19 protein-coding genes and 8 pseudogenes are annotated in these 23056 nt (G+C 67.4%); 13 read left to right on the forward strand and 14 right to left on the reverse strand.

Annotated features, from left to right (window positions below; all coding sequences use genetic code 11):
• Nucleotides 1-10: 10 nt before the first annotated feature.
• Nucleotides 11-627 (reverse strand): annotated as a pseudogene (locus OG897_RS31460) (IS5 family transposase); the annotation flags it as partial.
• Nucleotides 628-723: 96 nt separating this feature from the next.
• Here OG897_RS31460 and OG897_RS31465 point away from each other — a divergent pair.
• The gene (locus tag OG897_RS31465) at nt 724-1206 is read left to right on the forward strand and encodes a hypothetical protein (RefSeq protein ID WP_266662130.1); all 483 of its coding nucleotides are present in this window, start codon (nt 724-726) and stop codon (nt 1204-1206) included.
• 768 nt (nt 1207-1974) lie between these two features.
• On the opposite strand, the gene istB is transcribed toward OG897_RS31465, so the two are convergent.
• From istB to OG897_RS40880, 4 genes and pseudogenes are all read right to left on the reverse strand, one after another.
• A complete protein-coding gene (gene istB, locus OG897_RS31470) occupies nt 1975-2745 on the reverse strand; it encodes an IS21-like element helper ATPase IstB (protein ID WP_266662132.1) in 771 nt (256 codons plus the stop codon).
• Nucleotides 2742-2894 (reverse strand): annotated as a pseudogene (locus tag OG897_RS31475) (IS21 family transposase); the annotation flags it as partial. The gene istB and the pseudogene OG897_RS31475, both read right to left, overlap by 4 nt.
• Before the next feature lie 38 nt (nt 2895-2932).
• A pseudogene (locus OG897_RS31480) lies at nt 2933-3547 on the reverse strand (transposase); the annotation flags it as partial.
• Nucleotides 3548-4401: 854 nt separating this feature from the next.
• A pseudogene (locus OG897_RS40880) lies at nt 4402-5373 on the reverse strand (ISL3 family transposase); the annotation flags it as partial.
• Between OG897_RS40880 and OG897_RS31490 the strand changes: the two are divergent.
• Both OG897_RS31490 and OG897_RS41090 read left to right on the forward strand, forming a co-directional pair.
• Nucleotides 5255-5878, forward strand: a pseudogene (locus OG897_RS31490) (transposase); the annotation flags it as partial. The pseudogenes OG897_RS40880 and OG897_RS31490 sit on opposite strands and share 119 nt — an antisense overlap.
• Nucleotides 5875-6420 (forward strand): transposase, encoded by a 546-nt coding sequence (locus OG897_RS41090; RefSeq protein ID WP_353963767.1) that lies wholly within the window; start codon nt 5875-5877, stop codon nt 6418-6420. The pseudogene OG897_RS31490 and the gene OG897_RS41090, both read left to right, overlap by 4 nt.
• Before the next feature lie 81 nt (nt 6421-6501).
• Here the strand turns inward: OG897_RS41090 and OG897_RS41095 are convergent.
• From OG897_RS41095 to OG897_RS31510, 4 genes and pseudogenes are all read right to left on the reverse strand, one after another.
• Nucleotides 6502-7230: pseudogene (locus OG897_RS41095) on the reverse strand (IS3 family transposase); the annotation flags it as partial.
• The gene (locus tag OG897_RS31500) at nt 7227-7526 is read right to left on the reverse strand and encodes a transposase (RefSeq protein ID WP_266662136.1); all 300 of its coding nucleotides are present in this window, start codon (nt 7524-7526) and stop codon (nt 7227-7229) included. The gene OG897_RS31500 and the pseudogene OG897_RS41095, both read right to left, overlap by 4 nt.
• A gap of 98 nt (nt 7527-7624) precedes the next feature.
• On the reverse strand, nt 7625-9724 hold the full coding sequence (locus tag OG897_RS31505) for an NB-ARC domain-containing protein (protein WP_266662138.1): 2100 nt from the start codon (nt 9722-9724) through the stop codon (nt 7625-7627).
• Between the two features lie 56 nt (nt 9725-9780).
• Nucleotides 9781-10869, reverse strand: a complete 1089-nt coding sequence (locus OG897_RS31510; protein ID WP_266662140.1) for a PP2C family protein-serine/threonine phosphatase — start codon at nt 10867-10869, stop codon at nt 9781-9783.
• A 271-nt stretch (nt 10870-11140) separates the two neighbouring features.
• Between OG897_RS31510 and OG897_RS31515 the strand changes: the two genes are divergently transcribed.
• On the forward strand, nt 11141-12649 hold the full coding sequence (locus tag OG897_RS31515) for an ISL3 family transposase (RefSeq protein ID WP_266662524.1): 1509 nt from the start codon (nt 11141-11143) through the stop codon (nt 12647-12649).
• A gap of 42 nt (nt 12650-12691) precedes the next feature.
• Complete coding sequence (locus OG897_RS31520; protein WP_266662142.1) at nt 12692-13597, forward strand: aldehyde dehydrogenase family protein; 906 nt, start codon at nt 12692-12694, stop codon at nt 13595-13597.
• A gap of 36 nt (nt 13598-13633) precedes the next feature.
• Here the strand turns inward: OG897_RS31520 and OG897_RS31525 are convergent.
• Nucleotides 13634-14871, reverse strand: a protein-coding gene (locus OG897_RS31525; RefSeq protein ID WP_266662144.1) for an IS3 family transposase whose coding sequence is annotated in 2 segments (ribosomal slippage) — nt 13634-14545 and nt 14548-14871 — 1236 coding nt in all. Because the reading frame shifts where the segments join, the coding sequence is not laid out codon by codon here.
• A gap of 746 nt (nt 14872-15617) precedes the next feature.
• Between OG897_RS31525 and OG897_RS31530 the strand changes: the two genes are divergently transcribed.
• The 6 genes and pseudogenes from OG897_RS31530 to OG897_RS31555 all read left to right on the forward strand — a co-directional run bounded on the left by OG897_RS31530 (nt 15618) and on the right by OG897_RS31555 (nt 19458).
• On the forward strand, nt 15618-15824 hold the full coding sequence (locus OG897_RS31530; protein WP_266662526.1) for a cold shock domain-containing protein: 207 nt from the start codon (nt 15618-15620) through the stop codon (nt 15822-15824).
• Nucleotides 15825-15854: 30 nt separating this feature from the next.
• On the forward strand, nt 15855-16091 hold the full coding sequence (locus OG897_RS31535; protein WP_266662146.1) for a hypothetical protein: 237 nt from the start codon (nt 15855-15857) through the stop codon (nt 16089-16091).
• Nucleotides 16092-16344: 253 nt separating this feature from the next.
• Nucleotides 16345-17253 (forward strand): annotated as a pseudogene (locus OG897_RS31540) (transposase); the annotation flags it as partial.
• A 213-nt stretch (nt 17254-17466) separates the two neighbouring features.
• Nucleotides 17467-17934 carry a TetR/AcrR family transcriptional regulator gene (locus OG897_RS31545; RefSeq protein WP_266662148.1) on the forward strand — a complete coding sequence of 156 codons (468 nt, stop codon included), beginning with the start codon at nt 17467-17469 and terminating at the stop codon, nt 17932-17934.
• Nucleotides 17931-18080: a hypothetical protein gene (locus OG897_RS31550; protein WP_266662150.1), complete on the forward strand. Its 150-nt coding sequence runs from the start codon at nt 17931-17933 to the stop codon at nt 18078-18080. The genes OG897_RS31545 and OG897_RS31550 overlap by 4 nt, the downstream gene beginning before the upstream one ends.
• A 736-nt stretch (nt 18081-18816) precedes the next feature.
• Complete coding sequence (locus OG897_RS31555) at nt 18817-19458, forward strand: hypothetical protein (RefSeq protein WP_266662152.1); 642 nt, start codon at nt 18817-18819, stop codon at nt 19456-19458.
• Nucleotides 19459-19810: 352 nt separating this feature from the next.
• On the opposite strand, the gene OG897_RS40885 is transcribed toward OG897_RS31555, so the two are convergent.
• A complete protein-coding gene (locus tag OG897_RS40885; RefSeq protein ID WP_323188133.1) occupies nt 19811-20170 on the reverse strand; it encodes a hypothetical protein in 360 nt (119 codons plus the stop codon).
• Between OG897_RS40885 and OG897_RS31565 the strand changes: the two are divergent.
• Nucleotides 20100-20408: pseudogene (locus tag OG897_RS31565) on the forward strand (transposase); the annotation flags it as partial. The gene OG897_RS40885 and the pseudogene OG897_RS31565 overlap by 71 nt on opposite strands.
• A gap of 212 nt (nt 20409-20620) precedes the next feature.
• Here OG897_RS31565 and OG897_RS31570 read toward each other — a convergent pair.
• Genes OG897_RS31570 through OG897_RS31580 form a run of 3 tightly spaced genes read right to left on the reverse strand, consistent with a single transcriptional unit; the run spans nt 20621 to nt 21614 of the window.
• Nucleotides 20621-20836, reverse strand: a complete 216-nt coding sequence (locus OG897_RS31570) for a polyprenyl synthetase family protein (RefSeq protein ID WP_266662154.1) — start codon at nt 20834-20836, stop codon at nt 20621-20623.
• Nucleotides 20778-21200: a hypothetical protein gene (locus tag OG897_RS31575; RefSeq protein ID WP_266662543.1), complete on the reverse strand. Its 423-nt coding sequence runs from the start codon at nt 21198-21200 to the stop codon at nt 20778-20780. The genes OG897_RS31570 and OG897_RS31575 overlap by 59 nt, the downstream gene beginning before the upstream one ends.
• 18 nt (nt 21201-21218) lie before the next feature.
• Complete coding sequence (locus OG897_RS31580) at nt 21219-21614, reverse strand: hypothetical protein (RefSeq protein WP_266662156.1); 396 nt, start codon at nt 21612-21614, stop codon at nt 21219-21221.
• Between the two features lie 255 nt (nt 21615-21869).
• On the opposite strand from OG897_RS31580, the gene OG897_RS31585 reads away from it, so the two are divergent.
• Nucleotides 21870-23050 (forward strand): IS3 family transposase gene (locus OG897_RS31585; protein WP_266662158.1). Its coding sequence is split into 2 segments (ribosomal slippage): nt 21870-22134 and nt 22134-23050, totalling 1182 coding nucleotides; the frame shifts between segments, so codons are not numbered across the junction.
• Nucleotides 23051-23056: the final 6 nt, after the last annotated feature.

A 23056-nucleotide genomic window follows, 5' to 3' on the forward strand; every position in this document is an offset into this window, starting at 1 on the left:
ACCGATCGCATCAGAGGGACTTTCGCAGGCGCCGGAGGCAGATGATGCTGCAGGCGAGGTGGAGCAGGCCCTGGTGGAGGTCAGCGCGTTGCTCGTAGCGGGTGCGCAGGCGCTTGAACGGGTGGAGCCAGGCGAAGGCGTGCTCCGCGACCCAGCGCACTTTGCCGAGGCCGGAGCCGTGGGCGTGGCCGCGTCGGGCGATCATCGGCTTGATGCCGCGCTTCCAGAGCAGGCGGCGGTACTTGTCGAAGCCGTAGCCCCACAGGCGCCGGGGCCTGTGCCGCGGGTGTCCTCGCAGTCCCCGGTTGGTGGTATCGCGTCCAGCAGAGGCAGCAGCTGGGCGATGTCATGGCGGTTGCCGCCGTTGAGCGTCACGGCGAGCGGAGTGCCCCAACGTTCCACGATCACATGGTGCTTGGAGCCGGGGCGGGCGCGGTCGACGGGCGAGAGACCGACATGATTGCCTCTTTTGAGGGCCCGGACGTGCGAGCCGTCCACGGCACAGTCGTCCAGGTCCAGCAGGTCCGCGCGGCGCAGTTCGGTCAGCAGCGCGGTGTGCAGGCGGGGCCCGACGCCGGCCTCGGTCCAGTCCCGCGGCCGGCGCCAGGCCGTCACGCCGGAGGGTCCGGTTCGTTTCGAGTGACTGGTTGACCTGGGTGTTTGCCTGAGCGGTCTGGTCGGGGGTGCTGGTCGTTTCTACCTTCTCGGTGAGGGGGTGGAGTGATGGTGTCCTTGCTCGAGGAGTTGGAACGACGCGAGGCCGTGATCCGGGAACGGGTGGCCGAACTGCGGGTCCAGGTCGCGGAGCTGAGTGAGCAGTTGGAAGCGTTCGAGGAGATGCTCTCCCAGGTCGAGGCGGCCCGGAGGGTGGTGCGGGAGATCCTCGACGATGCAACCGCTGATGAGCAGGTTGCCGGCCGGGACGCGGGGCCACCGGAGGAGACGGTGTCGCCGATCGGGGTGGTGACGGTGCCGCAGTGGGAGCCGGGCATGAGGGCGTCGGTGCTGTCGTCGGGATATCAGGACGTCGTGGAGGTGCTGCGGGCCGCGGGGCGGCCGATGCGCTCGAAGGCGGTGTCGGTGGCGATCGGCTGGGGTGAGGGGGCCTCGAAGGTGGAGTCGGTGCGGGCGAAGCTGAAGCGACTGACGCGCAGGGGCTGGCTCACCGAGGACAGCCCGGGCCTGTTCGCCTTGATCGGCCACTAGGAAGACCTTGGGCCGTTCCGTCAGGGATCTGGCGGTTGAGAACTCTTCTTCCTACGTTCGGAAGTGCCAACAACCCACGTAGGAAGAAGAGTTCGGTGGGACCGTACGACATGCCGTCGAGTTCTGACTGCTTTGTGGCGGCGACGAAATTGTTTGAGTTGCTCGTGGCGGATCTGGCCACCCCGGCGGCGGCCGGGCTGGCCCATCACGAGCTGGAGGAACTCCTTGAAGAGCGGTGTCGGCGTACGGATTCATCTCCCCGGTTGCGTACAGATCAATGTCCCCAACTGTTTCCTCCTCCTGGTGCGCCATGCTTGCTCCATGGAAGCTAAGGGGCGGGGGATAACGTCCATGGCCTGGAGTGTGCTTGCTGTCTTGTTTCTCGGGGCAACGGTGTGGGCCGGGGCACTTGGGCTTGTGCGTCTGGGGCTGGCTGGAGACGAAGCCCAGGTTCGTCTTGCGCAGTGCCAACTCAAAGGCGGTGGCCGAGGAGGCGATTACGTTGAGTGCTCTGGCCAGCTCATGGGTGACATGAGCACGGAGGCTGTGAGGGTGCGTTATGACGGCAAGCGAGGAGAGGTAGTGCCCGTCGCCCGAACGCCGTGGGGAACCCTTGAAGTGGTCGATAGGAGTTTCACGTCGTGGGGAACGGCAGCGCTGTATCCACTGCTGCCCCTCACCGCCGCGGCGTTGACTGCCTACTTGGCTTGGAGGTCAGGTCGCCGGAGGAAGCCGCAGACCGCACCACACGCCTCGTGAAGCGGATGCCTATGCCACGTCCGTCTCGCGCTCGATGGCCTGGAGCCGGTTCTTGAGCCGGTAGCTGGGGCCGTTGATCGGGACGACTTCGCAGTGGTGCAGGAGCCGGTCGAGGATCGCGGTGGCCAGGACTTCGTCGCCGAAGACCTGGCCCCACTCACTGAAGGTCTTGTTCGACGTGAGGATGATCGAACCCTTCTCGTAGCGCTTTGAGATCACCTGGAAGACCAGGTTTGCCTCGGCGCGTTCGAAAGGCTGGTAGCCGACCTCATCCACCACCAGGACGCTCGGCCGCAGGTAGGAGCCGAGCTTGCTGGTCAACCGGCCTGCCGCTTCGGCGGCTTTGAGGTTACGGACCATGTCGTCGAGGCTGGTGAAGTTGATCGAGTAGCCGGCCCGGCAGGCCGCGACCGCCAGCGCGATCGCGATGTGGGTCTTGCCGACTCTGGGCGGCCCGAGCAGGGCTGCGTTGGCCTTGGCCTCGACGAAGGACAGGGTGGCAAGGTCTTTGACTTTGCGCGGGTCGAGGTCGGGCTGGAACGAAAAGTCATACTCGTCCAGCGTTTTGTGGTGCGGCAGCCTCGATGTCCGCAGGCCCTGGCGGAAGCGGCGGTCGTCACGGACGGCGAGTTCCTCGGAGAGGACCAGGTCGAGGAAGTCTTGGTAGCCGAGCTTTCCCTCGTCCGCGCGCCGGGTGAACTCGTTGATGGTTTCCGCCAGATGGGGTAGGCCGAGCTTCGCGGCCGTGGTGCGGATGCGGTTGCCGGTCAGCTCGCTCAAGACGATTCCTTCGGGGTGCGGTGCGTGGTGAAGGGGCGGGTGCCGGTCAGTTCGTCATAGACCGACAACGGTCGGCGGCCGACCTCGACCTGGGTGGCGGCGGCACGGTTCAGCAGCGCCTGCAAGGGCCCGGCCTCTTCGCCCAGGGGGCGGTGGTGGATGGCGTCCCTTGACGTGGTGTAGGGGATCAATTGGCGGGCGTGTTCGGGGTATTGGGTAGCGCCGGGGCGCTTTCGGGGAGTTCGCGGTAGATCTCACCCATGCTGCCTTCGGGGAGGTAGCGGCGGGGGAAGGCGATCCATTCGTCGTGCATCTCGAAGAGCACGGCGGTGACCAGCCGGACCAGGGCGTCGTCGTTGGGAAAGACCTGGACGACGTCGATCCTGCGCTTGATCTCCCGGTTCACCCGCTCCAGCGGGTTCGTCGACTGGATCTTCTTCCAGTGCCGCGGTGGGAAGTCCGCGAACGCGGTCAGGTCCTCCTTCGCGTCCAGCAGCATGGCCTTGACCTTGGGGAACTGCTGCCCGAGCATGTCCGCGACGGTGTCCAGCTGAGTGCGCACGAGGCCGGCGGTGGGCTGGGTGAAGACCGTGCGGATCGTCGCGGCGACCATCTCGCCGGAGTCCCGGTCGATCACGCCGAAGACATTGCGCAGGAAATGCACCCTGCATCGCTGCCAGGCAGCGCCGAGCATGACCTTGCGCACCGCGGCGACCAGACCGGAGTGCTGGTCAGTGACGACCAGGCGGACCCCGGACAGTCCGCGCTCGCGCAGGGAACGCAGGAACTCTTTCCAGAACGCCTCGCTCTCGCGGCTCTGGACGAAATCTCGGGACGGTCACGATCGCAACAGGACGCGAGTGCGAAGGAGTTGGAAGGATCCGCGGCCGTACATCTGCCGCTTGATTGTCTTAAACGGTTGACGTGCCCTTCAACGACGCCGGAGCTGTAGCTAAGGGTGAGCCCGGCAGTGACGGCGTCGAGGTCCTGGCGGAGGTAGGCGGCGAAGGCGCGCATGGGTTTGGGAGCGTCTTGCTCGGCTTGCCTGATCCAATCCGGTAGAAGCGTGCCGCGCTGGTGACGGGTCATTTCCAGAAAGGCCCAGGCCAGGTCGCATGCTCGGGTGAGGTCGGGGCAGGCAAGCCGGGCCTTGAGCAGTTCCTCCTGGTCGTTGGCGGAAACGTCTTCGCGTGGGCGGACGATCCAGACGGCAATGGCCCTCGCAGTGGGGACGGTGATGCGTACCGGTTCGACGGTGCCGGCACTGAGGCGGGCGAGGTGGCGCTGCACGCTCCGCTGGCTGCCGCGGTAGCCGCGTTCACGGACCTCCCGGAACAGACGGCTGGCGACCGCATCGGCGCCGAGCTGAGCGTGGCGTTCGTTGAGGTAAGCCTTGAACGGCTCCAACCTGCCGTTCGGGCGCCGGTTGTCGGCCGAGGCCAGCAGGGCGTCGAGCGGAGTCTTCACGTAGCGGTTCACGGTTCTGGGGTCGAGATTCAGGTGGCGGGCGATCGCGTTGATGGTCCTGCCCTCGCCGTGCAGACGCTGGATGTCCTCGAACCGTCGCCGGGTTCGCTCCAGGAGTGCGGTGCCCGGATAGTCGAACAGCGGGGTGCGTTCAGGCGGGGTCGTCAACTGGGCTTCCAGTTCGGCGTGCTTGCGCAGGCACGGGATGTGCTCGCGGCAGATTCTCTCCAGCACTTTGGTGAGGTTCTGGACCAAATGGAACCGGTCTGCTACTTCCCGGGCCTGCGGGGCGGCCTGCCGTATCGCCTTGCTATAGGCGCCTGCCCGGTCCCGGCACACGATCTCCGCCCCGGGATGCACAGCCAACCAGGCCGCCAGCGTCCGCGAAGTGCGGTCCGGCAACACGTCGATGACCGTGGAAGACTCCACGTCCAACACGATGGTCCCGTAGGTCCGAGACCGGCGGAACGCGAAGTCGTCAACGCCGAGTACCCGCGGGCTACGGCCCGGAACCGGGGGCGCCTGCAGCAGCCGGAGCAGGCGCTCGCGTCCGCTCGGCACTGCCAAGACGCGGCACATCCGGATGCCAGGCCGCCCGCCCAGTGCGAGCGCGACGGCCCGCCACCACACCTTCACCCCGGGCCCGGAACGGGCATACCTGGTGGTCAGGCCCTCAGCCTGCTCCACGAACGTGCGACGAGGGCAGCCGGGATCGTCACAAAAGAACCTCCTCACCATCAGCCTCACGACTACCCGGCGCCCGCCAACCGGCAGTTCGGTGAGGTGCCGCTCGTACCGGCTGTGCACACGGAGGGAAACAGTCGAGCAGTCGGGACACTCCAACTCCTCAACAGAGCAGTGCGCTTCGATCACAACCAGCCCGTCCGTCTCAGTGAGTCGATCGAGCACCAGTCCTGCCGCTCTCGGCAGCAGAGCTTCCTTCAGTCCGGACAAGTCCCTCATGAACAAGGCATTCCCGCCCTGGACAGTGCACGCTACCGAGAGTCGATCGTGACCGTCCCGAGATTTCGTCCAGAGCCGCGAGAGCGAGGCGTTCTGGAAAGAGTTCCTGCGTTCCCTGCGCGAGCGCGGACTGTCCGGGGTCCGCCTGGTCGTCACTGACCAGCACTCCGGTCTGGTCGCCGCGGTGCGCAAGGTCATGCTCGGCGCTGCCTGGCAGCGATGCAGGGTGCATTTCCTGCGCAATGTCTTCGGCGTGATCGACCGGGACTCCGGCGAGATGGTCGCCGCGACGATCCGCACGGTCTTCACCCAGCCCACCGCCGGCCTCGTGCGCACTCAGCTGGACACCGTCGCGGACATGCTCGGGCAGCAGTTCCCCAAGGTCAAGGCCATGCTGCTGGACGCGAAGGAGGACCTGACCGCGTTCGCGGACTTCCCACCGCGGCACTGGAAGAAGATCCAGTCGACGAACCCGCTGGAGCGGGTGAACCGGGAGATCAAGCGCAGGATCGACGTCGTCCAGGTCTTTCCCAACGACGACGCCCTGGTCCGGCTGGTCACCGCCGTGCTCTTCGAGATGCACGACGAATGGATCGCCTTCCCCCGCCGCTACCTCCCCGAAGGCAGCATGGGTGAGATCTACCGCGAACTCCCCGAAAGCGCCCCGGCGCTACCCAATACCCCGAACACGCCCGCCAATTGATCCCCTACACCACGTCAAGGGACGCCATCCAACAGGTCAAGTCCGTCGGGTTCGGCAAGTCCGCTTTCGTCATCAACTGGCAGGAAAAGAAGGCCACGTGTCCATCGGGGCAGCCCAGCCGCTACTGGACAGTCGGCTTCGACAACAACGGCCGCGACGCGATCAGAATCCGCTTCGCGGCCACAACCTGCTCCCCCTGCCCCGTCCGTGACCAGTGCACCCGCTCCACTCAGTACGGCCGGCAGCTCACCGTCCGGCCTCAAGAGCAGGACGCCCTGCTCGAACGCGTCCGCGCCGAGCAGACCACCAAGGCGTGGAAGGAACGCTACGCCGCCAGGGCCGGTATCGAGGGAACCATCCACCAAGCCGTCGCTGTCGGCGGCCTGCGCCGTACCCGCTATCGCGGCATGGCCAAGACGCACCTCGGCCATGTTCTGACAGCCGCTGCAGTCAACTTGATCCGGCTCGGCGCCTGGTGGAACGGCACTCCGCTCGCCCAGACCAGAAGTTCCCGGCTCGCGGCCCTCGCACTCACTGCATGAACCAATTGGACAACAGGGTCCCTCGATGAAGTCGAAGACCTCGGCGCGGGCGGTGGCCCGGTCGGCCCAGACGCGGGTGACGATCTCTTCTTTGAGCAGGGCCCAGAAACTCTCCGCGGCGGCATTATCGAAACAAGATCCGGTGCGCCCACAGCTCTGCCGAAGCCTCAACGTCCGCATTCGGTTGTGGAATTGAGCTGACATGTATTCGCTGCCGCGATCGCTGTGGATCACGCAGCCGGGCTCCAATCGGCTGCGGCCGTGGGCCATGTCGAGAGCGTCGACGACGAGGGCGGCGCGGGGGTGGTCGGCCATCGAGTAGCCGACGACCTCGCGGGTGGCCAGATCCAGCCAGCAGGCGAGGTAGAGCCAGCCCTCGGAGGTGGGCAGGGCGGTGATGTCGCCGACCAGCTTCGTGCCGGGAATCGCGGCGTGGAAGTCGCGGCCGATCAGATCGGGGGCCGGCTTCGCTTTCTTGTCCGGCCGGGTCAGCGACCGTCGCCTGCGGCGGTGGGCTCCCTGGATGCCGTGTTCGCGCATCAGGCGGGCGACGCGCTTGCGGTTTACACGTTTCCCCAGGCGCCGCAGTTCGGCATGGATGCGCGGGACCCCGTAGGTGTGGCGGGAGGCGACATGAATGACGGTGATCTCGTGGGCCAGGGCCTCGTCGGCGGCCTTGCGGGCCGAGCGGTTCTCGGCCGCGGCGAGCCAGGCGTAGAAGGAGGAGCGGGCCACCTTGAGCAGCCGGCACAGGAAAGCGACGCCGTGAGTGGTCTTCTCCGCCTCGATGAACGCGTACGTGTCGTTCACCGATCGCTCTCCTTCGCGAAGAAGACCGCGGCTTTTCGCAGCACCTCGATCGTCTTGGCCTGTTCGGCGTTCTGCCGGCGCAATCGCTTGAGCTCTTCGCGTTCGGCCGTGGTGAGCTCTCCCGGGGCGCCCTCTCCCCGGTCGGCCTTGGCCTGGCGGTACCAGCCGCGCAGGGACTCGGAGCTGATGCCCAGTTCCCGGGCGACGGCGGTGACCGTCTTGCCCGAGGAGTCGACGAGCTCGATCGCGTCGCGCTTGAACTCCTCGGTGTACCGCTTCGTGTACTTGCTTCCCACCTGGTGCTACTTCCTCTGGAACCTCAGATCCCAGTCTCCAGGTGTCCACGATCAAGGGGAAGGCTCAGTCACCCCTCCGGCGTCACCACGGTCCGCCGTCACGACGATGACCCGTGCGCGCTGGGCGGTGTGAGCGGGTCCGCAGCGTTCGGGTCGGTGCGGTGACCGGTGCGGAATGCGAGGGTGTACGCGTCATCGCCGAGGGAGAGCCGGGCCTGCTGCTCGCAGGAGTCTCGGGTGGCGGTCCACTCGGCGACTCCGACCTGCGACTGGCCGAGGTTGTCCCACAGCTGTTGGGCGAGGCCGAGCAGGTGGGCGGAGTCCGTGGCGCGGCCGTCCGTCGCTGCGGCAACGGCGAGCACATCGAGGGCCATGGCCATGCCCAGGGGATCCCGCAGCCGCCGTTTGACGGTCCAGGAATTCCGGGCATGTACCAGGGCCGCGGCAGGGCGGCCGCGCGCCAGCTCGGCCCGTGCGCACATGAAGTCGCCGTAGGCGCGCATCCACTGTTCGCCCTGCCGGTCGCAGTCGGCACGCATGTGGTCGAGCACGGCAACGGCCTCGTCGATGTGACCGTCCATGATGAACGCCATGGCACGGACGAGTGCGGCCGCCAGCGGAGGGTGGGTCAGCCGGTCGCACCGGTGCCGGTCGAGGACACCTTGTGCCAGGGGCACGGCGGGGGCGATGTCCCCGCACATGGCGGCGGAGAGCGCCTCGATGGAACGGGCGCGTTCGGCTCCCTCCGGATCGGCGAACCGGGCGGCCGTGTTGGCCATCTCGGTCACGTGGGCACCAGCTTCGCGGGGTTCGCCGAGGGTGATGAGGACCAGGGCCTCGGCCCACAGCGCCCCGAGGCGTTCCGGCGACGGCTCAGTGTCCTCGGCCAGGGCCCGCCGCAGGTAGTACTGCCCCTCCTTGTCGAATCCGCACGCGTGCCAGAAGAACCACAGGTTTCCCGACAACTCCAGCGCACTGTGGCCTTGAGGGTGGGCCAGAGCAAAGTCCAGGGCGGTGCGCAGGTTGTCGTGCTCGTCCGTCGCCCGGCTCCGCAGCTCGACCTGGCCGGGGCCGAACCAGGCGGCGTCCGCACGGCGGGCGAACTCCTGGTAGTACGCAAGGTGCCGGCGCCGCAGCCGATCCTCCTCGCCGAGCTCGCGCAGCCAGTACGCGCCGTACTCGCGCAGGGTGTCCAGTATCCGGAACCGTTCCACGCCGTCGGAGGTCGGCTGCCAGGTGACGAGGGAGTTGTCGACAAGAGCGCCGACAAGCGCGGGGATGTGCTCTTCGGGCAGGTGCTCGTCAGAGCACACCGCCACGGCAGCCTCGGTGTCGAAACTCCCGGCGAAGACCGACAGCCGCGCCCACAGCAACCGCTCCGCCGGCGTGCACAGTTCATGGCTCCAGCCGATCGCAGTGCGCAGGGCCCGGTGCCAGGGCGGATCCGCGTCCACCGACCCGTCGGCCGCGTGCAGGACATCGAACCGGTGTGCCAGTCGCCCGACGAGCTCGGCCACGGGAATCTCGGCCAGCCGCGCCGCGGCGAGTTCAATGGCCAGCGGCAGCCCGTCGAGAATCCGGCACAGCTGCGCCACGTGGGCGGCATTGGCGGCGGACACGGTGAAGCCGGGCGAGGCGTCGGCCGCCCGCCGGGCCAGCAGCGTCACCGCCGCTGAGTCGGTGATGGCCTGGCCGGGACGGGGCACCGGCAAGGGGGCGACGGTGACGACCTCCTCCACCATCAGCCCCAGCCGCCGACGGCTGGTGGCCAGGATCCGCAGTCCCGGCGCGGACCTCAGCAGCACTTCAGCGATCATCGCGCAGGTGTCCACAAGGTGTTCGCAGGTGTCGAGCACCAGCAGCAGGTTCCGGCCCGCCAGGTATTCCGCCACCACGTCGAGCATGGGGCGGGTGGTCTGGTCGGCCAGCGGCAACGCCTCCGCGACCGCGTGGGCTACCAGCGCTCCTTCCTGCAGCCCGGCGAGCTCCACCCACCACACCCCGTCGGTGAAGTCGGACTGTTGCTGAAGCGCTGCTTCCAGGGCCAGCCGGGATTTTCCCACTCCCCCTACGCCGGTCAGCGTCACCAGTCGAGCACGGCGGCCCAGCCGCGCCAGCTCGTCCAGCTCCGCATGTCGCCCGATCAACGCGGCAGTTGGCGTCGGCAGGTTCCCCAGCCGTTGCCCGGCCTGTGTCATGGCAGTGTCTCCCTGTCTCGTATCCAGTGCGTCATCGGGAAGCAAGTACGCGCGGCTCATGATCCGATCGCGGGTGCGTCTCCTCGGGGCCCGCGCGGTCCTGCTGCCCTTTCGGTGGCCGCGGCAGTGCGGGGTTCGCAGATCACCAGGGCCAGATCGTCCTGGAGCACGCCGCCGGTGTGCGCGGTGACCAGGGACACCAGGGCATCGAGCGAGTCCCCCAGCAGGGGTTGGCACAGCGCCTGCCGGACCGCTTCGTCCAGGGCGAGCATCGTTCCCCGGGCATCCCGAGCCTCGCTCAGCCCGTCGGTGTAGAGCAGCAGCCGCTCACCCGCGCCGAGTCGGACCCTTTGGAGACGAGGGACGGGGTTCAGCCCCAGCGGGGGCGAGTGTCGGCTCGGCGGGAGCGGCTCGGCCCGGCGCCCGACCCGCAGAGGGGCAGGGTGTCCGCAGTTCACCAGCCGCACCTCACCCGGCGCGAACTCGGCCAGCACCACCGTGACGAAGTCCTCCGCGTCGAGCGCGGGATTGATCCGGGCGTCGAGGTGAGTGGCCAGATCCACCAACGCGGGTGTGGTGTAGGCGCCGTCGCGGAAGGCACAGACCGTCGCCGCGCACAGCAGGGCCGCCTCCGGGCCGTGGCCGCGCACGTCCCCGATCACTACACGCAGCCCGTACGGCGAATGGGCCAGGTCGTAGAGGTCGCCGCTGAGACCGCTGCGATCGACGGCGTGGTGCCGCGAAGTGATGCCTACACCACCGACTTCCAGAGCCAGTGGACGCAGCACCGCGTTCTGCGACTGCCGTACGGCACGGAGGAGTTCGGCTTCCAGCGTGGTACGACGGTACGCACCGCAGACGGCGGCGCCACCACAACCAAGCAGGACGAGGCAGAAGAGGACTGTGTCGGGCAGGGGGACCCCGCCACGGCTCACGTCGATCGTCGCGGAGAGCGCGACGGACCAGAGCGTGACGGCGGCGGTGGGGCGTGGCCCTAGACGTATGCCCGCGAGCAGGGGGCCCATGAGTAGCATGCTGGACAGCGGCTGCCAGGCCGTCACCACGGCTGCCACGGCGACCAGGGCTCCCACGGCCAGGATCGCCGGTAACGGGCCGACGGTTCCGTACCACTGCCGAACTGCCAACTCTCCCCCACCTCTTCACACACGGTGAGCACGCCACTATTCCGGAAGAGCGTGAAGGTGGGTTCCGTTGGCTGAATATGCCGCCTACTGACCGATTATGACTGGAAGTTGTCTCGATGTATCACTGATTATGCCACTCACACGGGACGATTCTCTGAGCCCTGGCTGATCCGGGAGTGTTCATTGATCGGCCCTGTCTCGTATTCGGTGGTAACGGAGAGTCGTGAGGGTCGTTGACCTACGTGTGAAGGACGTCAACGAGCTTGTGCAGATGGTGTTTTCGGGTCTGTCCCCGCTGGTCGTCGAGGATGTGGCTGACGAGGGTGTGCGGATCGTGGTGCGGGCGCGGACTCCGCGGGAGGCCGCGATCTGTCCGGTGTGCGGGGCGTCGGCGGGGCGGGTGCACGGCTACCACTGGCGGACCGTCGCCGACGTGCCGGTGGACGACCGCCGGGTGGTGGTCCGTGTGCGGGTGCGGCGTCTGGTGTGTCCCACACGCGGCTGCCGGCAGACCTTCCGTGAGCAGATGCCCGGGGTGCTGGAGCGATACCAGCGCCGCACGGCCCGTCTGACCAGGCAGGTCAAGGCCGTGGTCAAAGAGTTAGCGGGCCGGGCTGGATCTCGTCTGCTGGCGATACTCGCGATGGGCCTGTCGCGTCACACGGCCCTGCGCGCTCTGCTACGCATCCCGTTGCCCACCGGGCGGGTGCCCCGCGTGATCGGCGTCGACGACTTCGCCCTGCGCCGGCGGCACCGCTACGCCACCATGGTGATCGACGCCGAGACCCATGAACGGATCGACGTACTGCCCGACCGCACCGCCGACACGCTGGAAGCATGGCTGCGCGAGCATCCGGGCATCGAGATCGTGTGCCGAGACGGCTCCGCGACCTACGCCGAGGCCATCCGCCGCGCCCTGCCCGACGCGGTCCAGGTCGCCGACCGGTGGCACCTGTGGCACAACCTGTGCGAAGCCGCCCTGAGCGAGGTGAAAGCACACAGCACCTGCTGGGCCGCCGTGCTGGACACGCCCATCTACGACGGGCCCCGCGCGCAGACCACCCTGGAACGCTGGCACCAGGTCCACAACCTGCTCGAGAAGGGCGTGGGCCTGCTCGAATGCGCCCGCCGCCTGCAACTGGCCCTGAACACTGTCAAACGCTACGCGCGGGCCGACCGGCCCGAGCGGATGCTCCGCGTCCCCAAATACCGCGCCAGCCTGGTCGATCCCTACCGCGAGCACCTGCGTAAACGCCGTGCCGAAGATCCCGCCGTCCCCGTCCAGCACCTCTTCGAAGAGATCAAAGCCCTCGGGTTCACCGGCTGCCTGAACCTCCTGCACAAGTACATCAACCAGGGCCGCGCGGACGCCGACCGCAGCCACATCTCCCCGCGCCGGCTCGCCCGGATGATCCTCACCAGGCCCGACAACCTCAAGGCCGAACATCACGATCTTCTGGCACGGCTCACCGCGGCCTGCCCCGAAATGACCCAACTGGCCGCCGCTGTCAAGGACTTCGCCAGACTCCTGACGCCTCACGAAGGGAACACCGACGGGCTCTCGCGCTGGATCATCGAGGTTCGCTCAGCCGATCTGCCCCATCTGCACGCCTTCACCCGGGGCCTGGACCGAGACCGCGACGCCGTGAACGCCGCGCTCACACTTCCGTACAGCAACGGCCCCACCGAAGGCGTCAACACCAAGACCAAGCGCATCGCGCGCCAGATGCACGGCCGAGCAGGCTTTACCCTCCTCCGCCACCGCATCCTCCTCGGATAACGCCACCCTCCGTTACCACCGAATGCGAGACAGGGCCAATGGATGGATAGCCCCGACTGCGATGACATCTTCTACTTCGGTCCCTCCCAGCAGGGCCTGAGCCTGGAAGGACGGTGCCTGCTCGCAGGCAAGAAGCCGATCATTGAACTGAACGGCAACGACGGAGTCGTCGTCGGGCGCGACGCGGAGATCGAACTGGCCGCACGTGCACTGACCGAGTGCTTCTACGGCTCCGGGCAGATCTGCATGACGCCCAAGTTCGCGATTGTCCATCCGCAGATCGCCGAGCAGCTCCTCACGTCACTCGCCGAGCTGACCCGGCAGATCCGTCCCGGACTCCCCGAGGACACGGACACGGTGCTGAGCCCGGTGGTCAAGCGGGCCGACTTCAGCGCCGTACTGAGCGAGGCACTGGCCGACGGCGGACACCTGGTGGCCGGTGGCGCACTCATCGACCTCGAAGGGCGGAAGGACCCGGCAGGGCCCTTCGTCGAACCGACCGTGGTGAGGATCGACGGCCTCATCACCGCAGAGCGCATGCGCGCAGTTTACGAAGAGACCTTCTTCCCGTTGTTGTGCGTCATCGTCCCCGACCAGGACACCGCGGACGAAGCGCTGCTCGACGAGGTGATCGGGTTCCTGAACCGCGACCGCTACGGCCTGCGCAACTCCCTGTGGACGCAGGACGACCGGGTGATCGCGCGCTTCTGCAACGAGGTCGACTTCTGCGGGATGCTCAAGGTCAACGACTCGCACATCGGCTGTCTGCCGACACTGCCCTACAACGGTGGCACCGGCGCCACCGGTGGGGTGCTCGGCGAATCCAACCAGCCTGCGGTACGCACGACCCATCTGCAGACGATCGTGATCGCCACCCGCGTGCAGCCGCGCGAGAACGTCTTCGACCACGAAGGCCCTGCCGGGCGCCGGTTCGAAACCAACAGGTGAGGCATTCCCCCGTGAAGGTGGGCACGCGGTTATTGATCACGCGGCGAGTGTGAGTTTAGCGGTGTGGTGTCGGTGTTCGTATTCGTCGGGACTGAGGTGGCCGTTGGTGGAGTGCCGACGGCGGGTGTTGTAGCGGGTCTGCCAGGCGAAGACGGTCCGGCGGCAGGTGGTGGTGTCGCCGTAGTCGTGGGCTCCTTGGAGGGTTTCGCGTTTCAGGGAGGCGTGGAAGCTTTCGCAGGCGGCGTTGTCGGCGCTGGTGCCGACCGCGCCCGTCGACCGGGTGACCTTGAGCTGGTCGCAGAGGTCGGCGTAGGCCCTGGATCCGCCCTGGGCTCCGTGGTCGGAGTGGAACACCGCTCCGTCCAGCGAGCCGCGGGTGCGCGCGGCCATCCGCAGGGCGTCGGCGACCAGGTCCGTGCGCATGTGATCGGCGGTGGACCAGCCGACGATCTTGCGGCTGAAGCAGTCCAGTACCGTTGCGAGATGGAGGAACTTCCCTTCTTGGAACGGAAGATACGTGATGTTGCCCATGAGCTTGCGCCCGGGTTCCGTGGCGGTGAAGTCCCGGCTGAACAGGTCTGCGACCTGCCCGGATGCCGGATCGGGGACCGTCGTGCGGACGCGTCTGCGCAGGCGGATCCCGGTGATGGAGAACGTCCGCATGATCCGTGCGACCCGCTTCTCGTTGACCGCGTGTCCCTTCTCGCGGAGCTCGGCGGTGACCCGCGGGGAGCCATAGGCGCCGCCGGACTCGCCGTGGATCTCACTGGTCTCTTCGGCCAGGACCCGGCCCTCCTGTTTCCGGGCAGCCCTCGCCTCGGCGCCGGCGAGCCACTTGTAGTAGCTCGACCGGTTGACGTCCATGACCTGGCAGAGCCGCTTCACCTCGTGTGTGGCCCGGTGATCGTCAACGAACTGGAAGCGGCTGGTCACCAGTTCGTCTCTCCGGCGAAATACTTGGCCGCCTTGCGGAGAATGTCCCGCTCGGTGGCGAGCTTGCGCTCACCGGCCTCGAGTTCCGCCACCCTTGCCTCCAGCCGCCGGACCCGCTCGTCCGGATCATCGGGCGGCGCCGCAGCCCGTTGGGCGACGGCCGGCGTGGGGCCCGCGGCGGCGACGCCACGGCGTGCGCGGTCCCGCAGCACCCACTCCCGCAGAGTCGCCCGGTTGATACCAAGGTCAGTGGCGATGCTCTTGTACGTCGCCCCGGGTGTGGACTCGTACAGGGCCACAGCATCGGCCTTGAACTCGTCCGAATAATCCTTCAGCGCCATCGGCGGTCTTCTCGCTTCCTCCGGACCAAGCAGATCCAGTATCAGCGTGTCCACCACTCAGGGGGAGGCCCCGTGAGCCTCACGCCGGTTGGTGATCCGGCGCAAGGGAACATCTGATCCGCGTTCAGGCTGATGAGTGCTGGATGCCCGCAGGGTCCGCGTCCATGGCGGTGCGAGCGCGCTCCAACCCGGCGGCGAAGGAATGAAAAAGGGCAGGCCGCTGGGGCGGCAGACCGGTGACCGTCACGGCCTGATGACAGTGACGCTCGCACAGCTGCCCCCGCGAAGACGACCTCCAGGTCGATCACGACTTCTGTACCCTCCCAGCGGCCTCGCTGGGAGACCTCAAGGCCGCTGTCCAGCCGCGGAACAGGAGCAGCGCCGGCAGCGAGATTCCGCACCCCCGCCGACCTCACTGCCCTCCTCGCGAACAGCATCCCCACAAAGATCAAACCAGCACGCTGATTTCCGGCAGGCATTGCTTCCCCAGCGGCGGTGCGAGGCACCAGCCGGAGGATCCGGGGGAAGCCGGCAGCGCAGTTCGTTCCGGAGAGTGCGCCGGGTTGCGCGCCTCATCCGTGCGCGGTAGGTGCTCCAAGTTGCTCCAGGCGGGCGGTTTCCTGCATGCGGGATGACAGGCGGGAGAGGCGCGTGGACACAAAAGCAAAGGAGTACTGCCGGTTTTGCGGGTGGGATTCCAGGAGCCTTTGCTTCAGACCTGGTCATCGGAAAGGCGCAACATCGTGATGAAGGAGCGTTGCCAGGGAACGGTCGTGTACTTCAACCGGGGCCTGGGCTACGGGTTCGTGGTCCAGCATGGGCACCGTGATCAGATCTTCGTGCGGTGCGAATCCATCGAGTCGCCCACGGAGGTCCTGTCGGAAGGGCAGGACGTTTCCTTCGTGGTCGACCTCCGTGACGGCCGGTGGGAGGCAGCCCATGTACGGGTATGACGGGTGCGCACTGTGGGGGAGCGAGGGCGTGTGAGCCGCAATGGAGACCCGGCCATCGAGATTGCCGATGTCCTGACGTCGCGTGAGAAGTACACCAGGGCGTGCGGGGGTGAGGTGAGCCTGGTGGTGCCAGTGGTCCTCGCGGATGGTCGTCTCGCGGATCTCGTCATGTCAGAACTGGTCGCCGCCCGACTGTCGGGTGCGATCGACGGACGTGATCCGGCCGTACTCGATCTGCCTCCCGGCAGTCCTGGAAACGGTCTCTGACCTGCCGCACCGCGTCCGTCATCGACTTCCGGTACATGCCCCAGCATGAGTATTGGTGCCCTTTGAACTGGGCGAGCGGCTCTATTGCACTCCAGCGCCTCCTGTTCTGGCCAACTTGATCTTTAACGTCCGAGGTCGAACGACGCCTCGTACTTGATCATCCGGACTGGTAACTGCCGTACACAGAAGCGGCCTTCGTCTGGATCATGTGCTCCGACCAAGGAACACACATGTCCAGCGCGAAGGCCGTGGAATGAGTCTGCTGCATCACGATGCCCGGCACGAGGCGTTGGCGGAACTGTCATGCTTCCGGGGCGAGTTCTACTCGTGCCTGACTGCTCGTTCGGATGCGTTGTTCGAGCTGGCCGACGCAGTCTTGTGCGGCGACGGACCCGTGAGATCACTGGCCGAGTTGTCGCTGGTGGGTGTACACCGCCGGGGCCATGGCGGGCTCTACGCCGCAGTGGCCCGTGGACGCATCGATGCCGACCGGCTGCGGCGGGCACTGACCGAAGTTCCACTGCCGCAGGCTGCCGACGGCCGGCTGGTCCTGGCCGTCGACGTCACCTGCTGGCTGCGGCCCGCCGCCCACACCTCACCGCAGCGGATCCTGTGCCACACCTACGGCAGGGGCAAGGACCAGCACATTCCCGTGCCCGGCTGGCCCTACTCGATCATCTGCGCGCTCGAGCCGGGCCGCAGCTCATGGACCGCCCCGCTGGATGCGCTTCGTCTGGCGCCCGGGGACGACACCGCCACCGTCACCGCCCGGCAGTTGCGCGATCTGCTGCAGCGACTGATCGCAGCAGGGCAGTGGCAGGCGGGTGACCCGGACATCCTCGTGGTCGCGGACGCCGGATACGACGCACCCCGCCTCGGTTTCCTCCTCACAGACCTGCCGGTCCAGGTGCTGGCCAGGATGCGATCCGACCGCGTCCTGCGCAGAGCTGTCCCGCCCCGGCTGCCCCACACGCAGGGCCGGCCACCCCGGCACGGCGGCGAGTTCGTCTTCGGGCAGTCCGACACCTGGGGCACCCCGGACACCGAAGCGATCACAGAGACACACCTCTACGGAACTGCCACGGCCCGCTCCTGGAACCGGCTGCACCCCAAGCTGACCCACCGCTCCTCCTGGGCAGCCACCGACGGAACCCTCCCGATCGCAGCGTGCGTCGCTTCTGGCGGCCGAGGAGCTGAAGCGGCTGAAACACCGTACGGGTCTGACGCCGACCGAACGGGCGGAGGTGGCGACGGTGCTGCGCCGGCTGTCCTCCCGGCTGGTCCTGGTGCCGCTGAGCACCCGGCAGGGTGATCCGCATCTGACAGCGGAACTGTTCGGTCTGCCCACGTCACGTTCGAGTAAGGGGTACCCGTCATGAGTCCGAAGCTGACCGGAGGAGCCACCCTGGCCGAGCACAAGGCCGCCACACGGGAGGCGATGATCGACGCCTTCGCCGCCCTGCTGCACGAGGCCGGCTGGCAGGACCTCAAGCTCCAGGACGTCGCCCGGCAGGCCGGTGTCGCACGAACAGCCGTCTACAACTACTTTCCCGACAAGACCGCCCTGCTCCTCGCCTGGTCGCAGCGGGAGATGGCCCGCTTCATGACGCTCGCGGAGCGGGAGCTGGCCGCGCGCACCGATCCGGTCGACCGGCTGCAGATCCTCATCAAGCTGGTGCTCACCGAGTTCTCCTTCCAGCGCGGCGCGGGCGCCTCCGTCGCGCCCCTGCTGCCGCCCGGGGACCGGGCGGCGTTCTTCGAGCACGTCGCCCCGCTCGCCGCCCTCGTCGGCGGCCTCCTGGACGACGCGACGGCGTCTTCGTCCGGGCGGACCCGGCGGTGACCGGACAGATGATCATGGCCTGCCTGGAAACCCAGCGCACCGCACTCCTGACGGGCGACAAGGTCCGCACGGCCGTCGCCCGGACCCTGCCGCTCCTGATGCGGGCCCTGGGCGTCCCCGAAGACCGCTGGGCGCAAAACTCGTGAGCCTGCCCGCCCGCTGCGCGATTCCGGCGCTGTGCCTGCCCACTGCCCCGGTGCGGCCGGGTACGACAGGCACTTGGCCGAACTCGGCTTCAGACGTGGCCGAAGAACGGTCCCCGCCCGCAGGCCAGTAACCGTACAGGGCGGCTCACTCTTGGCAGTGGCAGCCGACGCATGCGAGGCAGCAGCGGCAGTCGGGGCACTGCTCGCGGCGGAGGTGTCCGCAGGGCTGGAAGTGGTCGTCGGTGGGGGAGGGGCAGGAGCACTCGCAGCACGACCCGCACCGCGCGTGCACAGCATCGATCCGGCGCCCGCCGAGGACGGTGGTACGCCGGTCGCCGCAGTCCCGGCACCGCCGGGGCACCACCGGCCTGGGTGCGGGCAGCCCCGCCATGTCCTCCGCCCACACCCGAAGGGCTGCCAGGACGTCCGGGGTGGGGCCGGCGGGATCGACCCCGTACGTCCCGCTTCCCCCGGGCAACCCCGGGGAAAGCCCGCCGTACGCGATCTGAGTGCCCTCTGCCACGCGATCTTGGCCGTTTGCCAGGAGAGTTTGACCGAGGCCGTGAGGCCGTTCCCCGCATCGCCGGGCACTGCGGGCTGGCCGGGAGGGGACGGGGCCCGGCGCGCCCGACCGAGGAGGGTGCCAGCAGGACTGCGGTGTTCTGTGGGGCATCTTCACTTGCACTACCGTGATCACGTTCAGTTGATTGAGTGTGGCTAAAAGTGAGGTAGTGCTGTGGGTCAAGGAACGGTTCGTACGTGCGGGCGGGGCTGGGCAGTAGCCCTCGCGGGAACACTGCTGGCAGCGATCCCCGGAGCCGCCGGTGCCGCACCGGCGGCCGGCGCCCTCATGCCGGTGCCGCGGCAGGTCGGCGCGGCACTCGCGGACGACGATCCCGGGGCGGCCGAACAGAAGATGGCCAAGGAGATCATGGACGGGCTGTGCGCGCAGGACCCGGACCGGGAGCTGCACACCTACGAGTGGATGCTCGCCGTCGATTCCTGGCAGGCACTCACGCCCTACCGGCTCAAGCGGACCGTCTCCCCGGACGCGGCGGCCCGCGACGCGCTCTTCGGTGACCGGCGCCTGACCGAGGACACCCGCAAGGCCACCTGCAACGGCCTCACCCGCTACGCCGAGGCGCTCAAGGCCGCGGTCCTGGACCTGCGGGGCGACCTGAAGCCCGGCTGCGCCACCACCACGGGCCTGAACGCGTTCCACGACTTCAAACTGCGGGCGTTCCGCGCCATCAGCGACCACAAATGGGACGAGGTCACCACCCTCATGCCCGGCTGGCGCGACCCCCAGAAATTCACCGAGACCAACCTCACCACCAGCTGCGAGCGGCTCACGGGCGTCCCTGACACCACGAAGTAAGCCCCGGCGGTCAGCCACACCGGCCGACACGCGCACGTCCCGACCGCACCCCGGCGGGGTCCCGGCACCGCCTGCCGGGATCCCGCCGGGGTGCGCTGGAACGACGGGCGATCTGGTGGACCGCCAAGGACCTCCAGGGCGTTGCGGGCGAGCATGACGAGGCGACGGACGCAAAGGCGACGTCGCCCGTACGGCCGGAGATGGCAATCAGGGTTGCTGGGAGAGGCCGTAGCCGAGCACGGGTCGCCGTACGCCAGCGCGGCAACAGCCATGGGTCTGCTGCACGATCGGGTGGCATCTGAACTGGCTTGCCCTGTGGGGCGGGTGGGAAGGGTGTCGTTGTGCCGAAGCCTTATCCGGAGGAGTTCCGGGACGATGTGGTGCGGGTCGCGAGGAACCGCGGCTCGGGTGTGACGCTGGAGCAGGTGGCCACCGATTTCGGTGTCCACATGATGACGCTGTCGAAGTGGATGCGCCGGGCGGACATCGACGACGGATCGGCGGGTGGGTGCCCGGCCGGGGGACGCTGTCCGGCCGTCCCGGGGCACTGCTCCTCGGGGAGCTCCAGGAGGGCGGCGGCCTGCGCTACGTCGGCACCGGCTTCACCGAACGGGACCGCACCGACCTCGCCCGCCTCCTGCAGGCTCGCCTCAGAAGCCTCCTTCGCCCACCTGTGCGCCGCCGCACCCGTGCCAGCCTCATCCGGGCGCACAGACCGCCACCGACTCAACCGCGGTGGAGACCGCCAGGCCAACCGCGCGCTGCACACCATCGTGCTGGTCCGCATGCGGCACGACCCTCGCACCCGCAATTACGTCGCACGACGCACCCTCGAAGGACTCAAGACGAAGGACATCTTCAGGTGCCTCAAGCGCTTCGTCGCACGTGAGGTCTACCACCATCTCACCACCGGATTCAGCGGCGCGAGCGGCCCTTCCCCTACAGCTTGACGATCTATAGAAGCTTCAGAGTCGAGCTTATAGGTGGCCACGGCCAGGCACCGGTCGAGCTGGAAGTCCTGGTCGGCCTGGATCTGGGCCTCCAGCGTTGGGCCGTAGATGGCGTCTGAGTACATGCGCTGGTAGATGTCCAGGGTGTGTTGGAGTCGGCTGCCCGTACTGCAGCGGCTGATGAGATCTCTGGCCCAGTCGAAGCACAGGTCTCACAGGTTCAGCGCGGTTGCGTCACCGTACGCGTCAGTGGGGCCGTGCCAGCCGTGCGTAGCATGATGCTCGGCGAAGTGCCGGTAGAAGGCGGGCCTGCCGCGGCGGAGTTCGGAGCGGTCAATCATGTCGTCGTGGGTCAGGAAGGGGGAGTGATCACTTCCAGGGCCGCCGCTTGATGAACCGCGTTGGCGGAGCCGATACCGCCAGCCCACGCCAGCCCCAGTAACAGAACTGGGCCCGTATCCGCTTACCGCTTCCCCCGGTCAGGAACGCGCGCATAGCGTTGCTGTGTTCAGTCAGCCCGAGCCGGTGCATGGCTGACGCCTCGCGGTCCGCAAGGTCTGTGATGATCTTGTCCATGGCCGCCCGAACCTCCGTGAGCATGGGCAGGGATGAAGACTGGCGGGAACCAGCCGCAGAATGCGGGCTGTTGTGCAGTTCCTGTGGGTGTGCGAAGTCAGTCGACTCTTCAGCGGCGCGCACCGCAGACACCTGCCCGAAGCCTTGTGCGGCAAGCCAGTTGAGGACATCGGTGATCCGCACGTCGGGGGCCGAGGCCCCGAACGTCACTCCCACAGTCCGGACCGTCGGCAATCAGGCTTCGTCAAGGGCGTCCACACCGTTCACGAGATGCACAGCCGGTGGCCCCGCCACGTCAGCAGGGCCGACGAGCCGGGCGGGGTGCGAGGAGTCGAGCGAGCCGACGACGAGCACCAGATCGGCGTCGATGGCGAGCCGTTCGACGGCTTGCTGCTGATTCTTCGTGGCAGAGCAGGTGTCGTCGCCGGGTGGGGAAATCAGCGCGGGGAACCGTTGCTTGAGCGCGGCGACGGTCGTCATGGTTTCGTCAGCGGACAGGGTCGTCTGTGACAGCCACACCACCCGCTGCTCATCGCGCAGCCGCAGTGTGGCAACGTCCTCTTGTTCGGAGCAGCCGCCGGGCTCGGCCAGCAACACCCGGCGCTCGGGCGACCTAGCGGTGATGGTCATGATGTCTCCTCGACGGCGTCCGATGCGGAGGGGCTGACCAGGACGCGGCCTGCGACAGCGTGTCGGTGAGCCAACCAAGATTCGAGGACTGTGCGCACAATCTGGCCGCGTACCAAGTACAGGGCCCTTGCCTGTGCCGCTGGAGAGGCTTCAGGGGGTCCGCCACGGGCGGGGCACGAGAATGCCTGTGAGGGGCCACGAAGTTTTCGGACAGGCGCCCAATAGGGTTGTCCTGGACAAGGAAACGAGGAAGAAGTGGCGCCACCCAGTAAGTATTCGCCGGAGTTCCGCGAGGAAGCCGTCCAGATCGCGTTGAGGTCAAGCAAGACGATCTCCGAAGTCGCCCGGGAGCTTGAGCTGAACTCGGAGACACTACGCGGCTGGGTGAAGAAGTACCAGAAGCAGCAGGAAGCGGCCCCCGATGCGGAACTGACGGTGAGCGAGCGGGCGCGCCTGAAAGAACTCGAACGACGCAACCGCGAACTGGAGATGGAAGTTACCTTCCTGAAAAAAGCCGCAGCGTACTTCGCGAAGGATCCCCGGTAGCAAGCAAGTACGAGTTCATCGATGAGATGCGGCTCGACACCGAGAAGTACGCATACAGCGTCGAGTTTATGTGCGGTCGGCTCGGCGTCTCCAGATCAGGCTACTACGACTGGAGATCCCGCCCGGAATCCGCGACAGCTCAGCGACGCGAAGAACTGAAATTGCTCATCGAGAAAGCCTTCGACATGTCCGACAGCACCTACGGGCACCGGCGCATTCAGGCCCAGCTGTACCGCTGGGGCGTCGCCGCGGGCGTGGAGCTGGTCCGCCGCCTCATGCGCGAACTGGGCCTGGTGCCCTGCCTGCCACGGCCGAAGAGGTTCAACCTCACTCAGACTGCGGCCGGCCAAGTGCCAGACCTCGTCGGCCGCGACTTCACTGCGGATGCGCCCGGCAAAAAACTCGTCGGCGACATTACCTATATCGCGACCGGGGAAGGCTGGCTGTACCTCGCAACGGTCATCGACTCCTGCACGAAGGAAGTCATCGGTTACGCACTGGACGACCACTACCAAACCCCACTGATATCCAGGGCGATTCGTAACGCGGCACGGAATAGGAATCTCTTGGCCGACGCGATATTTCACTCGGATCGCGGAAGTAACTACATGTCAGCCGAGTTCGGGAGGACGCTGGACCGCTTCGGTCCCCGCAGATCTGTCGGCCGCACCGGGATCTGTTTCGACAACGCTATAGCCGAATCATTCTTCGGCGCCCTGAAGAACGAGCGCGTTTCAAGGGTGACTTACCTGACCCGCGAGGCGGCCCGGCAGGACATCACTCGCTACATCGAATTCTGGTACAATCGCAAACGCCTCCACTCGGCGGTGGGTTACCGCCCTCCGCGCGAAGTCCACGCCGAGTACGAGAAGTTGCGAATCGCCGCGTGAAATAAA

Origin of the sequence: Streptomyces sp. NBC_00237 (genome assembly GCF_026342435.1) — a bacterium.
Lineage (GTDB): Bacteria > Actinomycetota > Actinomycetes > Streptomycetales > Streptomycetaceae > Streptomyces.

Excerpts from the sequence above, each read along its gene's own strand:
- OG897_RS31465 (WP_266662130.1), top strand. The coding sequence starts at position 724 with ATGGTGTCCTTGCTCGAGGAGTTGGAACGACGCGAGGCCGTGATCCGG.
- OG897_RS31505 (WP_266662138.1), bottom strand. The coding sequence starts at position 9,724 with ATGACACAGGCCGGGCAACGGCTGGGGAACCTGCCGACGCCAACTGCC.
- OG897_RS31545 (WP_266662148.1), top strand. The coding sequence starts at position 17,467 with ATGAGTCCGAAGCTGACCGGAGGAGCCACCCTGGCCGAGCACAAGGCC.
- OG897_RS31515 (WP_266662524.1), top strand. The coding sequence starts at position 11,141 with ATGGTGTTTTCGGGTCTGTCCCCGCTGGTCGTCGAGGATGTGGCTGAC.
- OG897_RS31530 (WP_266662526.1), top strand. The coding sequence starts at position 15,618 with ATGAAGGAGCGTTGCCAGGGAACGGTCGTGTACTTCAACCGGGGCCTG.
- OG897_RS31580 (WP_266662156.1), bottom strand. The coding sequence starts at position 21,614 with ATGACCATCACCGCTAGGTCGCCCGAGCGCCGGGTGTTGCTGGCCGAG.
- OG897_RS31520 (WP_266662142.1), top strand. The coding sequence starts at position 12,692 with ATGGATAGCCCCGACTGCGATGACATCTTCTACTTCGGTCCCTCCCAG.